The 14,265-nt window shown below is 70.1% G+C and carries 13 protein-coding genes; 5 read left to right on the top strand and 8 right to left on the bottom strand.

The genetic code is table 11. The features are described from left to right. Positions 1 to 346: 346 nt before the first annotated feature. Positions 347 to 2,347, bottom strand: a complete 2,001-nt coding sequence (locus AC0NH5_RS25070; protein ID WP_474408149.1) for an ATP-dependent DNA helicase — start codon at positions 2,345 to 2,347, stop codon at positions 347 to 349. 56 nt (positions 2,348 to 2,403) lie between these two features. Between AC0NH5_RS25070 and AC0NH5_RS25065 the strand changes: the two genes are divergently transcribed. Continuing rightward, positions 2,404 to 2,913, top strand: a complete 510-nt coding sequence (locus tag AC0NH5_RS25065) for a DUF402 domain-containing protein (protein WP_474408147.1) — start codon at positions 2,404 to 2,406, stop codon at positions 2,911 to 2,913. Here AC0NH5_RS25065 and sigJ read toward each other — a convergent pair. Beyond that, complete coding sequence (sigJ, locus tag AC0NH5_RS25060) at positions 2,893 to 3,780, bottom strand: RNA polymerase sigma factor SigJ (protein WP_474408144.1); 888 nt, start codon at positions 3,778 to 3,780, stop codon at positions 2,893 to 2,895. The two genes, AC0NH5_RS25065 and sigJ, sit on opposite strands and share 21 nt — an antisense overlap. A gap of 98 nt (positions 3,781 to 3,878) precedes the next feature. Here sigJ and AC0NH5_RS25055 point away from each other — a divergent pair, with 98 nt between their 5' ends. From AC0NH5_RS25055 to AC0NH5_RS25045, 3 genes are all read left to right on the top strand, one after another. Then, on the top strand, positions 3,879 to 4,823 hold the full coding sequence (locus AC0NH5_RS25055; RefSeq protein ID WP_474408142.1) for a PI-PLC domain-containing protein: 945 nt from the start codon (positions 3,879 to 3,881) through the stop codon (positions 4,821 to 4,823). 87 nt (positions 4,824 to 4,910) lie between these two features. Next, entirely contained in the window at positions 4,911 to 5,537 is a 627-nt protein-coding gene (locus tag AC0NH5_RS25050) for a DUF47 domain-containing protein (RefSeq protein WP_474408141.1), read from the top strand. A gap of 3 nt (positions 5,538 to 5,540) precedes the next feature. After that, on the top strand, positions 5,541 to 6,548 hold the full coding sequence (locus tag AC0NH5_RS25045; protein WP_474408138.1) for an inorganic phosphate transporter: 1,008 nt from the start codon (positions 5,541 to 5,543) through the stop codon (positions 6,546 to 6,548). Between the two features lie 600 nt (positions 6,549 to 7,148). Here the strand turns inward: AC0NH5_RS25045 and AC0NH5_RS25040 are convergent. Beyond that, the gene (locus AC0NH5_RS25040) at positions 7,149 to 8,132 is read right to left on the bottom strand and encodes a Gfo/Idh/MocA family protein (protein ID WP_474408136.1); all 984 of its coding nucleotides are present in this window, start codon (positions 8,130 to 8,132) and stop codon (positions 7,149 to 7,151) included. Positions 8,133 to 8,200: 68 nt separating this feature from the next. Between AC0NH5_RS25040 and AC0NH5_RS25035 the strand changes: the two genes are divergently transcribed. Then, on the top strand, positions 8,201 to 8,971 hold the full coding sequence (locus AC0NH5_RS25035; protein WP_474408471.1) for an NUDIX hydrolase: 771 nt from the start codon (positions 8,201 to 8,203) through the stop codon (positions 8,969 to 8,971). Between the two features lie 47 nt (positions 8,972 to 9,018). Here the strand turns inward: AC0NH5_RS25035 and pstB are convergent, their stop codons facing one another. From pstB to mshD, 5 genes are all read right to left on the bottom strand, one after another. Beyond that, entirely contained in the window at positions 9,019 to 9,795 is a 777-nt protein-coding gene (pstB, locus tag AC0NH5_RS25030; RefSeq protein ID WP_474408133.1) for a phosphate ABC transporter ATP-binding protein PstB, read from the bottom strand. A gap of 12 nt (positions 9,796 to 9,807) precedes the next feature. Continuing rightward, positions 9,808 to 10,857, bottom strand: coding sequence for a phosphate ABC transporter permease PstA (gene pstA, locus AC0NH5_RS25025; RefSeq protein WP_474408469.1), 1,050 nt, complete (start codon positions 10,855 to 10,857; stop codon positions 9,808 to 9,810). A gap of 32 nt (positions 10,858 to 10,889) precedes the next feature. Beyond that, positions 10,890 to 11,960, bottom strand: a complete 1,071-nt coding sequence (gene pstC, locus AC0NH5_RS25020) for a phosphate ABC transporter permease subunit PstC (RefSeq protein ID WP_474408131.1) — start codon at positions 11,958 to 11,960, stop codon at positions 10,890 to 10,892. 40 nt (positions 11,961 to 12,000) lie between these two features. After that, positions 12,001 to 13,095, bottom strand: coding sequence for a phosphate ABC transporter substrate-binding protein PstS (gene pstS / locus AC0NH5_RS25015; protein ID WP_474408129.1), 1,095 nt, complete (start codon positions 13,093 to 13,095; stop codon positions 12,001 to 12,003). 275 nt (positions 13,096 to 13,370) lie between these two features. Further along, positions 13,371 to 14,258, bottom strand: a complete 888-nt coding sequence (mshD, locus tag AC0NH5_RS25010; protein WP_474408127.1) for a mycothiol synthase — start codon at positions 14,256 to 14,258, stop codon at positions 13,371 to 13,373. Positions 14,259 to 14,265 lie beyond the last annotated feature (7 nt).

Genomic DNA, 14,265 nt, shown 5'->3' with positions numbered 1-14,265 from the left:
CGCTCAGAGATCAAGCGCCGCCCGCAACGCCATGTCCACGACTTCGGCACTGGCCGGTGCCAGGTCACCCACGAGCGCTGTGAAACAGCTCTTGTTGACTTCGCCGACTCCCGGAACCTGCGCCACACCGAGCGCGGCCCCGTGCATGGTCGATCACTACGGGTTCGACCATCTGGGGCGGGAGCCACATCCGAGATCGGAACCGTCAGAACGCCCGGCCGGGCAGCGGTCACAGCGTTGTTGCCCACCACGAGCTCGAGAGTGATCCGCAGGGCTGAAAAGAGTCCGGCAGGAAGATGCGGGACTCGGCGGGCGCTCGCCCGACTTCCTGCGACCTGCGGCACGGTCAGCTCTTGGCGAGGCGGTTGAGGGCGCCCAGCGCGACCTCCTGGCGGGTCGTGTACCAGAACGGGGGCAGCGACTTGCGCAGGAAGGCGCCGTAACCGCGGGCGGTCTCCAAGCGGGAGTCGAGCACCGCGACCACGCCCTTGTCGCCGGTCGAGCGGATCAGCCGGCCCACGCCCTGGGCCAGCCGGACCGCGGCGATCGGGACGCTGACCGAGGCGAAGCCGGAGCCGCCCGTGGCGTCGACCGCCGCGGAGCGGGCCGCGGCCAGGGGCTCGTCGGGGCGCGGGAAGGGCAGCCGGTCGATCACCACGAGCTGGCAGGCGTCGCCGGGCACGTCCACGCCCTGCCAGAGCGACATCACGCCGAACAGGCAGCTCGCCTTCTCCTCCCGGAACTTGCGGACCAGGATCGGCAGCGTCTCGTCACCCTGGAGCAGGATCGGCAGGTCGGTCTTGGTGCGCAACAGCTCGGCCGCCTGCAGGGCGGCCTTGCGGGAGGAGAAGAGCCCGAGGGTACGCCCTCCGAGCGCCTCCACCAGCCGGAGCAACTCGTCGCCCGCCGCCTGCGGCAGGCCCGACATGGCCGGCCGGGGCAGGTGCGCCGCGACGTAGAGGATGCCCTGTTTCGGGTAGTCGAACGGGGAGCCGACGTCCAGCGACGTCCAGCCCTGCCCGGAGGTCACCGTCCCGTCCGGGCCCGGCGCGGCCGCCGGCAGGCCGAGCGAGCGGGCCACCGTGTCGAAGCGCCCGCCCAGGGTCAGCGTGGCCGAGGTGACCACCACGGTCCGGTCCGAGAACAGGTTTTCCGCGAGCGTGCCGGCCACCGAGAGCGGCGCCACCACGAGCGCCCGGCGGCCGTTGCCCAGGTCGGACTTCTCCACCCAGGCGACGTCGAAGTCGTCCTCCTCCAGCAGGCGCTGCGACGTGCTGGACAGCTCGTCGAGCACCGCCTTGGCCTGCTGTTTGCCGACCGGGTCGGGATCGTCGGACTTGACGTCGCCGATCGCGGTGAGACCGGCACGGGTGGCCGACTCCAGCTGCGACACGGCCAGCCGCAGCTGCTCGGGCAGCCCGTTGGTGAGCCGGCCGGCCGGCACGTCGGCGAGCCCGACGGTGAGCGCGTCGGCGGCGGCGGCCATCTGCTCGGCGGCCGACGGCGGGATCATCGTGCGGGAGCGGCGCGCGGCCCGCTCGACCGCCTCGGGGGTGAGCTCGGCCTGCGCCGCCGACGAGACCCGGTCGGCCAGCTCGTGTGCCTCGTCCACCACGAGCAGCTTGTGCGGCGGGACGATGTGCCGGTCGGCCAGCATGTCGACGGCGAGCAGGCTGTGGTTGGTGACCACGATGTCGGCCTCGCGGGCCCGGGCGCGGGAGGCCTCGGCGAAGCAATCAGCCCCGTACGGGCAGCGGGCGGCGCCGACGCAGTCACGGGCGGGCATGGAGACCTGCCGCCACGCGGTGTCGTCCACACCCGGGGTGAGCTCGTCGCGGTCGCCGGTCTGCGTCTTGTCCGCCCAGGCGCGGACCCGCTGGATCTGCTTGCCCAGCCGGGCGCCCTCGCCGAGCCACTGGGTCGCCTTGGGCGCCTCGTCGAAGAGCGTGTCGCCCGGCGCCTCCTCGTCGGCGTGCTCCAGTTTCGCCACGCAGAGGTAGTGGTGCCGGCCTTTCAGGACGGCGAACGTGGGCCGCCGGCCGAGCACCGGCTCGACCGCTGTCGCGAGCCGGGGCAGGTCGTGTTCGACCAACTGGTTCTGCAGGGCGAGGGTGGCGGTGGAGACCACCACCGGACCGTCCACGAGGAGGGCCGGCGTCAGGTAACCGAGGCTTTTCCCGGTGCCTGTGCCGGCCTGCACGAGCAGGTGTTCACGGTCCTTGACGGCCTTGTCGATGGCCGCGACCATGGCCTGCTGACCTGGGCGTGCGGACCCGCCGGGGACCGCGCCGACCGCCGCCGCGAGGACCTGCTCGGCGGTCGCCTTTTTCTTGGTAGCTGCGGGCACGGAGGAACCGTACCCGCCACCACCGACAGAACCGGGTCACCGCTAGGGTGCACCTCATGCCGAGCGAGATGGTCCGGGTGATCTACACGAAGTACGACGGATCGGCTCATCGTGATTACCCGGCCCGCCGTCTGGCCGAGGACGACCTGGGCGTCTGGGTCGGCGTGACCCGCGGCACGGCCTCGGTCTATCACGGCCGCCCCTCGGTGGAACAGATCCCGTTCGTCCTGCTCATCCCGCACCACGCCTGGTGGACCGGGATGTTCAACCCACCGCCGCGCACCAGCGAGGTGTATTGCGACATCACCACGCCGGCGCGCTGGGAGGGTGACACCGTTCACATCATCGACCTCGACCTGGACGCGGTGCGGCGCCGCGAGACCGGCCTGGTCGAGTTGCGCGACGAGGACGAGTTCGACGAGCACCGCAAGGCGTTCGGTTACCCGCAGGACCTGGTCGGCCACGCCCGGGCAGCGGCCGGGCAACTGCTGGTCGCGCTCGGCGACGGCTCCGAGCCGTTCGCCACGCATTACCGCAAGCACCTGCTAGAGGTCACCGGCGAGTAACAACTTCTCCGGGTTCTGCTGGTTGAAGATGCCGGTGATCCGGCCCTGGTCGACCGCGATCGTGACCACCGCGAGGAACGGCATGCCGTCGGCGCGGGTGCCCCGCAACATCATCCCGGCGGAGCCGTTGACCAGCACCGGATCCACCTTGGCGTCGGCCACCGCGGTCACCCGGTTCTGCAGCAGACCGGCCCAGAAGCGGGCCACCTTCTCGGCGCCGAGGATCGGCCGCAGCGCGGTGCGGACCACGCCGCCACCGTCGCCGATCGTCACCACCTCGGGAGCGAGCACCGAGGCCAGCGTGTGCATGTCACCGCTCTGCGCGGCGGCCAGGAAGGCGTTCAGCACCCGGCGCTGCTCGGCCAGATCGGCAGTGTGCCGGATGTTGCCCTCGGCGGCGGCGCGACGGGCCCGGGAGGCGTGCTGGCGGGCGGCCGCGGGCGTGGTGTCGAGCACGGCGGCCACCTCCTCGAACGGGACCGCGAACGCGTCGTGCAGGACGAACGCCACCCGCTGCTCCGGGGTCAGTCGTTCGAGGACCACGAGCAGGGCGATGGAGACCTGGTCGGAGAGTTCGGCCTGGCCGGCCGGGTCGGCGTCCGGGTCCACGACGTACGCGGGAAGCCACTCGCCGACGTAAGCCGCGCGTCGTACCCGCGCGGAATTGAGCTGGTCCAGGCAGATCCGCGCGGTGACCGTCGTCAGCCAGCCCCGGGCGTCGCGGACCTCGGCCGCATGCTGCGCGTAGCGCAGCCAGGCCTCCTGCACCGCGTCCTCGGCCTCCGACCGATTGCCCAGCATGCGGTACGCCACGGCCGTCAGATAGGGACGCTGGGCTTCGAACGTGTCCACGGTCGGCGACGGCATAGGGGAATTCTGCGCGACATTGCCCGGCCTCGGGTAGCACCTGTGCCACAGTAATAAACACCTAAAAAGTACGAATCGGATGGTGCTTCGTGCAGGACGTGGCCACAATCGCAGGCGGACTGGCCGGGCTCGCCGGTGCGGGCGGTGCGGTCTCGGTCGCCGTTCTCCGCCGCTCGCGCCGCTGCATCGCCGCCGGGCATGCCCTGGTGAGCGGGACGGACAGCGACCCGCTGCCGGGGGTGCTGCGGCTCGGGCTGGGCGGGATGACCGTACGGGTGACACCCGGCCCACACGGCGAACTGTTCCTCGGGCCCGGTGCCCCGCAGCCCGGCCGGACCCTGCGCCGGCTCGTGCTGGCGCCGCTGTTCACCCGCGCGCAGGCCGGCGGCGGACGCCTCTGGCGCGACCAGGAGACGCCGTTCCGCCTGGTGGTGGAGTTCGGTGGGCAGAACCGCGACCCGGAGGCGCTGCTCCGGGCGTACCGGATGCTCGATCGTCAGCTGCGCGACCACGCCGCCCTGCTCAGCCGGTGCCGCGACGACGTGCTGACACCGGGCGTGGTGACCGTGACCGTCGCCGGCATCGTCGACGCCCGTGAGCTGCTGGCCGCGCAGCCCGACCGGTACGCGTTCGCCGACGGCACCTTCGACGACCTCGGCTCCCGCTCCGCCCCGCCCACCCTGGTCCCGACGATCAGCGAGCCGTGGAGCCGGCGGTTCGGCTGGGACGGCTGCGAGCAGATCACCGCCGAGGAACGCCACCAGCTGCACGCCCTTGTCCGGGCCGCCCACGAGGACGGCCGCACGGTACGCGTCGCCGGACTGCCCAGCGCCTCCCGCAAGGCGCGCGCCGCGGTCTGGGCCGAACTGGGCGCCGCCGGTGTCGATGTGATCGCCGACACCGACCACGCGGGCCTCGCCCGGCACCTGCGGCGACACCCGGTCAGCGCGCCGCCGGCGCCCCACCTGCCGGTACGCGCGGTACGCCGGACCGCGCCCCGCCCGCACGCCCCACGGATCGCGAACCGTCACGAACCTGTTTAGCCAGGTGTCGAACGGGTGAACCCAGCGTGGACCGATAGCATGCCATCTGGAGATCCACCACCAAGCCCGTCGATCGAGGTCCGCGCAGTGAAGTTCTCATTCCGTCCTGTCGAGGGCGCCTTCTACGAACTCTTCACCAAGGCCGCGGCCAACTTGGTGAAGGGCACCGAGCTGCTCAACGAGCTGGCACTGCCCGGAGTGGACGTGCAGTCGGTCGCCGACCGGCTCAGCGATGTGGAACACGACAGCGACTCCATCACCCACGAGCTCTACAAGAAGATCAACTCCACGTTCATCACGCCGTTCGACCGGGAGGACATCTACTCGCTGGGCTCCCAGCTCGACGACGTGATGGACCATCTGGAGGCGGCCGGCAACCTGCTCTACCTGTACGGGCTGACCGACCTGCCGTCGCTGCCCCGGGAGATGCACGAGCTGGTGACCGTGCTCGACCAGCAGGCGAAGATCACCGCTGAGGCGATGCCGCGGCTGCGCTCGATGAAGAATCTCGAGGAGTACTGGATCGAGATCAACCGCCTGGAGAACGACGGCGACCGGGCGTACCGGATGCTGCTCGTCCGTCTCTTCTCCGGCGAGTACGACGCCTTGACCGTCCTCAAGATGAAAGAGGTCGTCGACGAACTGGAGGCGGCCTGCGACGCCTTCGAGCACGTGGCGAACACGGTCGAGACCATCGCGGTCAAGGAGTCCTAGACCTTGGATCCCGAACTCATCGCCGTCCTGGCGGTGATCCTCGCCGCGATGGCGTTCGACTACACGAACGGCTTCCACGACGCAGCCAACGCGATCGCCACCAGCGTCAGCACCCGCGCACTGACCCCGCGGGTGGCACTGGGGATGGCCGCCGTCGGCAACTTCATCGGCGCCCACCTGGGCGGCGAGGTCGCCAAGACCGTCGGTGAGGGCCTGGTCAAACTCCCGCTCGGCATCCCCAGCCTGGGCGTGGTCTTCGCCGGCGTGCTCGGCGCCATCACCTGGAACCTGATCACCTGGTACTTCGGCCTGCCCTCCAGCTCCTCGCACGCCCTCTTCGGCGGCCTGGTCGGCGCGACCTTGTTCGCCGCCGGCGGCACCGTCCAGTGGGACACCATCGTGTCGAAGGTCCTCATCCCGATGGTCGTGTCGCCGGTGGTCGGCCTGTGCCTCGGCTTCGTGATGATGGTCGCCATCATGTGGATCTTCCGGCGCGGCCAGCCCGGCAAGCTGAACCGCGGTTTCCGCCACGCACAGACCGTCTCGGCCGCCGCCATGTCGATCGGCCACGGCATGCAGGACGCCGCGAAGACCATGGGCATCATCGTGCTGGCCCTCTACACCGGTGGCTTCCAGGACAGCCCCACCCACATTCCCGAGTGGGTCTACTGGAGCTCCGCCGCCGTCCTGGCAGCCGGCACCTACGCCGGCGGTTGGCGCATCATCCGCACCCTGGGCCGCAAGATCATCGACCTGGGCCCGGCCGAGGGCTTCGCCGCCGAGACGGTGGCCAGCTCGGTGCTCTACTTCAACGCGCTGGTCCTGCACGCGCCGATCTCCACCACCCACACGATCACCTCGGCGATCATGGGGGTGGGCGCGACGAAACGCCTCAGCGCCGTCCGCTGGAACGTCGCCGGCAACATCATCATCGCCTGGATCACCACGTTCCCGGCGGCGGCGTTCATCGCGTGCGTCTTCTACTTCCTGGTCCGCCCCCTCTTCGGCTGACCACTCACCCAGCAACCCACCCACCGCACCCGCCACGGGCCACGGGCCACGGGCCACGGGCCACGCGCCACGCGCCACGCGCCACGCGCCACGGGCCACCGCCCCACCAACCCCAAGCCTCACGAGCACGGGACTGCGCCACGGCCCACCCACCCCCCGGTCCACGCGCACGGCCACGCGCCACGGGCCACAGGCCACGCGCCACGGGCCACCGCCCCACCAACCCCAAGCGTCACGCGCACGGGTCTGCGCCACGGGCCACGGCGCGCCAATCCACCGCGCCACCGCGGCCACCGGCCCGCGCCACCCAGCCGGCGGTCTTCCACGCTTCGCGTCCATGATCACGTGGATGGACGCCAGCCGAGGAACCACAGCCATCGCGGTCGGAGGCGCCAGCGAGAGCGGCGGGACTCGCGGGAGCCCGGCGGACCAGCGGAAGTCGGACGGACCAGCGGAAGCCGCCGACCAGTGGGAAACGCCGAGCAGCGGGAAACGCCGACCAGTGGGAAACGCCGAGCAGTGGGAAACGCCGAGCAGTGGGAGCCGCCGACCAGTGGGAGCCGCGCAGACCAATGGGAGTTCCAGTGGGAGCCCAGGGGTTCAGGCGGGGTAGAGCACCCCGATCTCCTCCCGGAGCAGGTCGAGCAACGCCATCACCTCAAGGGTGGTGGCGTGCGTGAGCAGCGGGCTCTCCAACTCCCCCGCGAGCAGGCAGCGCTGCACCTCGGCCGCCTCGAACTGGTAGCCGTTGCCCTCGAAGGGGACCTCGACCGTCTCGACGTCCTTGCCGGGGCGGTTGAGCAGGAAGGAGCGCGGGACCATGAAGCCCGGGGGTACGTCGATGCGGCCGTCGGTCCCGGTGATCGAGGCGCCGTTGCGGCTGTTGCCGTTGATGCTGCAGGTGAGGGCGGCCACGGCGCCGGATTCGTAGCCGAGCAGGACACCGGTGTTCTCGTCGACGCGTTCGGGGGTGAGTTTGGCCCAGGCCTGGGCCGTGGCGGGCGCGCCGAGGAGGAGGTGGGCCAGGTGGATGGGGTAGACGCCGAGGTCGAGGAGGGCGCCGCCGCCGAGGGCGGGGTCGCGCAGCCGGTGTGTGGGCTCGAAGGGTCCTTGCAGGCCGAAGTCGGCGTGCACCGCGCTGACCTCGCCGATGGCGCCGTCCTGGACCAGTTCGGCGATCTTGCGGATGGCCGGGTTGAGGCGCATCCACATCGCCTCCATGAGGAACACCCCGCGGTTGCGCGCGGCCTGGACGAGTTGCGCCGCGGTCGGCAGGTCGAGGGTGATCGGCTTCTCCACGAGCACCGCTTTGCCGGCCTCCACGCAGAGCATCGCGCTCTCGAAGTGGAAGGCGTGCGGCGTCGCGACGTAGATGACGTCGACCCCGTCGTCCGCGGCCAGTTCGGCGTAGGAGCCGTGTGCCCGGGCGAAGCCGTGCCGTTCCGCGAAGGCTTCCGCGTTCGCCAGGGAGCGTGAGCCGACGGCGGCGAGCTCGGCGCCCGGCACCAGGGGCAGGTCGGCGGCGAAGCTGCTGGCGATCCCGCCGGGGCCGAGAATGCCCCAGCGCACGTTCTGTCCGGTCATGATCGATACGGTATCGCTCCCACCGCCTCCGGTGGCAGGATCGACCGGTGACCGACTCGCCCTTCTCGATGATTCTTCCGCCCGCGATGGTTCAGCGGGCCCGCGAGTTCACCGGGCCGCCCGCGGCGGCCCGCCCGTCGGCGACGGTGGTCCTTCTCCGTCCGCACGCGGATGCTTTTCAGACGTACGTGCTTCGCCGCGCGACGACGATGGTGTTCGGCGGGGTCTACGCGTTCCCGGGCGGCGTGGTGGATCCGTCGGACCGGCCGGAGACGATCCGCACCGACTGGGCCGACCGTCTCGGCGTGCCGGCCGAGCAGGCCCGTGCGGTCGTCGGCGCGGCCGCCCGGGAGTTGTTCGAGGAGGCCGGCGTGGTGCTGGCCGGGCCGGTCGGGCAGCCGGACCGCACGGTCACCGGCGTCGGCTCGGACGACTGGGAGGCGGACCGGGGCGCCGTGCTGCGCCGCGAGTTGACCATGACGGAGCTGCTGGACCGGCGCGGGCTGCGGCTCCGCGACGACCTGCTGCTGCCGTGGGCGCGCTGGGTGACACCGGAGTTCGAGCCGAGGCGGTACGACACCTGGTTCTTCGTGGCGCTGCTGCCGGAGTCGCAGCAGCCCCGTGACGTGTCCGGGGAGGCCGAGGGCACTGCCTGGATCGACCCGGCCACCGAAGACCTGCCGATGCTGCCGCCGACCTTGCGTACGCTGCGCCAGCTCGCCGCCTGCGGGAACATCCCGGAGGTGGTGGCCGCGGCGGCGCACCGGGACGCGGCCACGCCGGTGACGCCCCGGGTCGAGATCGGCGCCGACGGGCAGGCGACGTTCCACGTGGCATAGAGCAAAGGAGCGCCGGCACAGCCGGCGCTCCACCCCTCGTGTGCTGCTTATCCGAAGCGACCGGTGATGTAGTCCTCGGTCTTCTTCTGGGACGGGTTGCTGAAGATCTTCTGGGTGTCGTCGTACTCGATCAGGCGTCCCGGGTCACCGGTCTTGTCGATCGAGAAGAAGCCGGTCTTGTCGCTCACCCGGGCGGCCTGCTGCATGTTGTGCGTGACGATGATGATCGTGAAGCGGTCCTTCAGCTTGAACATCAGGTCCTCGATCGCCAGCGTCGAGATCGGGTCGAGCGCGGAACACGGCTCGTCCATGAGCACGACCTGCGGCTCGACCGCGATGGTGCGGGCGATGCAGAGGCGCTGCTGCTGACCGCCGGAGAGGCCGGCGCCGGGCCGGTCGAGGCGGTCCTTGACCTCGTCCCAGAGGTTCGCGGAGCGCAGCGACTTCTCGGCCGCCTCGTCGAGCAGGGCCTTCTTCTTGACGCCGTTGAGCTTGAGCCCGGCCACCGCGTTCTCATAGATCGACATGGTGGGGAACGGGTTCGGGCGCTGGAAGACCATGCCGATCATGCGGCGTACGGCCGTGACGTCCACGTCCTGGTCGTAGATGTTCTGGTCGTCGATGGTGAGACGGCCCTCGATCCGGGCGCCGGGCAGCACTTCGTGCATCCGGTTGACGGACCGCAGGAACGTCGACTTGCCGCAACCGGACGGGCCGATCAGGGCGGTGATGGTCTTCGGCTCGACGGTCATCGAAACGCTGTCGATCGCCTTGAAGGAGCCGTAGTAGGACGAGACGTTGCTCGCCTCGATGCGCTTGGCCATGGATGACACCTCTTAACGGGACAGCTTGTTGCGGCGGGCGAGCAGCTTGGCGGCGATGGTCAGGAGCAGGACGAGCGCCACCAGGGTGAGCGCGGCCGTCCAGGCCCGGGCCGGTGCGTACCGCGAGGCGTCACCGGCCTGCTGGTACACGAAGAGCGCCAGCGACTGCTGGTTGCCGCCGAACGGGTCGAAGTTGATCGCGGCGGCGCCGCCGGCGACCAGGAGCACCGGGGCGGTCTCGCCGGCCGCGCGGGCGATGGCGAGCATGACACCGGTGACGATACCGGGCAGGGCGGTGGGCAGGACCACCTTGAGGATGGTCTTCCACTGGGGCACGCCGAGCGCGTACGAACCCTCCCGCAGCGGTCCGGGCACCAGGCGCAGCATCTCTTCGGTGGAGCGGACGATCGTCGGCAGCATCAGCACGGTCAGCGCGAGGGCAGCGGCGAAACCCGAGTAGCGCGGCTGTCCGTCGTTGAACCACGGGCTGACGATCAGCACCCAGAACGAGAGGATGAACAGACCCGCCACGATGGACGGGATGCCGGTCATCACGTCGACGAAGAAGCGGACCGTGTTGGCGAACCGCCCCCGGCCGTACTCGACGAGGTAGATCGCGCCGAGGACGCCCAGCGGAACGGCGATCAGCGTGGCGATACCGACCTGCTGCAGGGTGCCGATGATGGCGTGGTACGCGCCACCCTCCGGGTCGCGAGCACCGATGTTGTTCATCGAGGTGCCGAAGAAGTCGGCGTCGAGACGCTCGATGCCCTTGGACAACAGCGTCCAGACGACCGACGCGAGCGGCAGGATCGCCAGGACGCAGGCGGCGTAGATGAGCGACTTCATGGTGCGGTCACGTGCCGGCCGGGGTCCCTCGATCCGGCTCGCGACGATGTTCAGGCCGATCAGGTAGAAGACGGTGCCGAGCACGACGACCAGCACCCAGTTGCCGATGTCCGTGCCGAGCACGACGACGGCGGCGAGCGCGAAAGCGGCCACGGCGACGAGCACGTTGGTCAGCACCGGGAGCTTCTTGCTCCGGATGTTGTCCGGGGTCATCACGACGCCGGGCATCTCACGATCAAGCAGGCTCATGCGGCACTGTCCCGGAACTCGCGACGGCGGTAGATGATCGCCCGCGCCGTCATGTTGACCACCAGTGTGATCGCGAAGAGCACCAGGCCGGAGGCGATCAGCGCACCGCGGCCGGTGGCGTTCGCCTCACCGAAGGTGTTCGCGATGTTGGCGGCGATCGAGTTGCCGCCGTTCTCGATCAGGTTGAACGAGATGTTGAAGGTGATGCCGAGGGTCAGCGCGAGCGCGATGGTCTCGCCGAGGGCACGGCCGAGGCCGAGCATCACGGCGGCGATCACGCCGGGCTTGCCGTACGGCAGGACCGCGGTGCGGATCATCTCCCAGCGGGTGGCGCCGAGGGCCATCGCGGCCTCCTCGTTCATGCCGGGGGTCTGCTGGAAGACCTCGCGGGAGAGCGAGGTGACGATCGGCAGCACCATGATCGCCAAGACCAGGCCACCGAGCATGATCGACTGCCCGAACGGTCCGTCGCCGCCGAAGATCGGCAGCCAGCCGAAGTACTGGTTGAGCCAGGTCGAGAAATCACGGACCGGCTGCTGGAGCACGTCGCGGCCCCAGAGACCGAACACCACACTGGGTACGGCGGCCAGCAGGTCGATCACGAAGCCCAGCGGGGTGGCCAGCCGCCGCGGCGCGTAGTGCGACAGGAAGAGCGCGATGGCCAGCGCGATCGGGACCGCGATGACGAGCGCGATGATTGAGCTCAGCACGGTGCCGAAGGCGAGGGCCGCGATGCCGAAGACCGGCTCCGCGTCGTTCGGGAACCACGTCTTCTCGGTCAGGAAGTTGGCGGTGTTCGCCTGAAGGGCGGGTACGGCCTTGGAGACCAGGAAGACGGCGATGGCGACGATGATGACCAGCACCATCGCGCCGGCTGCCGTGGAGAGGCCACGGAACCCTGTCTCGATCGAGAACCTGGCCTTCTTGGGCAGGCCGCCGCCGCCACCCAGCGGGGGCTCCTGGTAACTACTCGGGGAAGCGCCGGAGCCGGCGCCCCGGGTGTGACCATCGGTCACACCCAGGTCGCCGGCGGTGGCGTTCACCGAGCGGGAGGGGATGTCACCCATCTACGCGCTCGCTGTCGTCTCGGAGGGATTGACGAATCGGTCAGGAGATCGTGGCGACAGAGGCCTCGACCTTGGCGCGCAGCGTCTCCGGGAGCGGGGCGTAGCCCAGCTCGGCCAGCGCGGCCTGGCCCGCGGTGCTGGAGGTGTACTTCAGGAAGGCCTGGATCTCCTTGGCCTTGCCGCTGCCCTTGCTGCAGGCGATCTCGTAGGTCACCAGCACGATCGGGTACGCACCCGGGGTGGTGGTGGCGTAGTCGAGCTCGAGGGCCAGGTCGCCGTCGGTGCCCTTGACGGTGGCGTTCTCGAAGGTCTTGCCGGCGCTCTCGCCGGTCAGCTCGACGAACTCGCCGGCGCCGTTCTTGATCTTCGCCATCTGCAGGTCGCTGTTCTCGGCGAACGAGAGCTCGACGTAGGAGATGGTGTTCGGGGTGCTCTTCACCTTGGAGGCAACGCCGTCCGACTTGGACGCGCCGGTGCCGCCCGGGGCCCGCCACGCCTTGGCGTTGCTGTAGCTCCAGTCGGCCTCAGCGGTCTTGCTGAGGTACTTGGTGAAGTTGTCGGTGGTGCCGGACTCGTCCGAGCGGTGCACCGTCTCGATGGTGGCGCTCGGCAGGGTCGCGCCCTCGTTCTCCGCCTTGATCGCGGCGTCGTCCCACTTGGTGACCTTGCCGGCGAAGATCTTGGCCAGCGTGGCCGGCGAGAGCTGCAGGCCGTCGACGCCCTGCACGTTGTAGACGACGGCGACCGGGCCGATCACCATCGGGAGGTTGAGCGCCTTGCCGCCGGGGCACTTGGCGTTCGCCTGCTCGATCTCCTCCTCCTTGAGGGCGGAGTCGGAGCCGGCGAAGTCGGCGGTACCGGCGATGAACGCCTCGATACCCGCGCCCGAGCCGGTGCCCTGGTAGTCGACCTTGGCGTCGGCACACTGGCCCTGGTACGCCTTGATCCACTCGTCCATCGCGTTCTTCTGGGCGGTGGAGCCCGACGCCGTCAGGCTGCCGCTGACGCAGTTCTCCGGAGGAGCAGCGGACGTGCCGCCTGCCCCGGGCTCGTTGTTGTCCGAGCCGCACGCGGTGAGCGCGAGAGTCGCAGTCAAAGCAATGCCGGCCACGAAACCGGACCGCTGGAGCTTCACGGTTGTCCCTTCGAGTTCTCTTGCCGCCGGCCTCTCACCGGCTCACACGGCAAAAGCTAAGAGCGCGAAGTGACTGGTTCACCGGCCGCAAATGAACTGGGGGTGAACACGTTCGGCCTTGAAGGTAGCCATCCACCGATGGATAGTTGTCCGTTAAGTGAACCGCGGCCCCGGCGACCGATATGTCGGATATTCCGGGCAGGCTGTAACCTTAGCGAGACTTCAGCTTGGCCGGGGCGTGACCGGAGCAATAGCCATATGCGGGAAAGAGCCGCTCAGTCGCGCTGGTAGCTCACGTCGGTCTTGTAGACCTCGAAGCCGAGCCGGCGGTACAGAGCGACCGCGGCCGGGTTCGACTCGTCGACATAGAGGCCGGCGACGGTCAGACCGGCGGCTGCGAGGTGACGCAGGCCGGCGACGCTCAGCGCGGCACCCAGGCCACGGCGGTGCCCGCCCGGATCCACGCCGAGCACATAGATCTCGCCGATCGCCGGCTCGTCACCGGAGGCGGGATGCACCTTGGTCCAGTGATAGCCGAGCAGGGTGCCGGCGACGTCCACGGCGAGCAGGAAGCCCTCCGGGTCGAACCACGGCTCGTCCTGCCGGGCGCGCAGATCGTCGAGGGTCCACCGGCCCTGTTCCGGGTGGTGCGCGAAGGCCCGGGCGTTGACCTCCAGCCAGGCCTGCTCGTCGCTGCCGACGCTGAAGGTCCGCACGGTCACGCCGTCCGGAAGAGCGATGTCGGGCAGGGGCTCGGTGAGCGGGCGGCGCATCTGCCAGAGCACCCGGGCACGGGTGAAGCCGTTGCGCTCGGCGAAGGCACGGGCGCCGGGATCGTCACCGTGCGCCCAGAACCGCATCGGGCCGGTACCAGCCGCTGCGAGCAGAGCGGTGCCGTGACCGGCACGGCGGAACCGCGGATGCACGACCAACTCGCCGCTCTCGGCCGGGTTCACGAACGCGTAACCGGCCAGGTGATCACCCGCGTGGGCGAGCAGGTGCGTGCCGTCGTGCTCGACGTCGCCGCGCACGCGCAGCACGACGTCCTCGGAGAGCGGATAGACGCCGTCCGCGTGGGCCGCGGCCGCGGCCAGGGCGAGAACGTCGTCCACCTCGGACGCGGACAGCCGGTCCGCAGCACGGACCGGCTGCTCGATCGTCATGGCAGGC

It is taken from the genome of Actinoplanes sp. 13 (assembly GCF_056134165.1).
This window is presented reverse-complemented; position numbering and strand designations above follow the sequence as displayed.

What these genes read in the sequence shown, in the direction of transcription:
- AC0NH5_RS25065 (WP_474408147.1), top strand. Translation starts at nt 2,404, where the DNA reads ATGCCGAGCGAGATGGTCCGGGTGATCTACACGAAGTACGACGGATCG.
- pstA (WP_474408469.1), bottom strand. Translation starts at nt 10,857, where the DNA reads ATGACCCCGGACAACATCCGGAGCAAGAAGCTCCCGGTGCTGACCAAC.
- pstC (WP_474408131.1), bottom strand. Translation starts at nt 11,960, where the DNA reads ATGGGTGACATCCCCTCCCGCTCGGTGAACGCCACCGCCGGCGACCTG.
- AC0NH5_RS25040 (WP_474408136.1), bottom strand. Translation starts at nt 8,132, where the DNA reads ATGACCGGACAGAACGTGCGCTGGGGCATTCTCGGCCCCGGCGGGATC.
- AC0NH5_RS25035 (WP_474408471.1), top strand. Translation starts at nt 8,201, where the DNA reads ATGATTCTTCCGCCCGCGATGGTTCAGCGGGCCCGCGAGTTCACCGGG.
- pstB (WP_474408133.1), bottom strand. Translation starts at nt 9,795, where the DNA reads ATGGCCAAGCGCATCGAGGCGAGCAACGTCTCGTCCTACTACGGCTCC.
- mshD (WP_474408127.1), bottom strand. Translation starts at nt 14,258, where the DNA reads ATGACGATCGAGCAGCCGGTCCGTGCTGCGGACCGGCTGTCCGCGTCC.
- sigJ (WP_474408144.1), bottom strand. Translation starts at nt 3,780, where the DNA reads ATGCCGTCGCCGACCGTGGACACGTTCGAAGCCCAGCGTCCCTATCTG.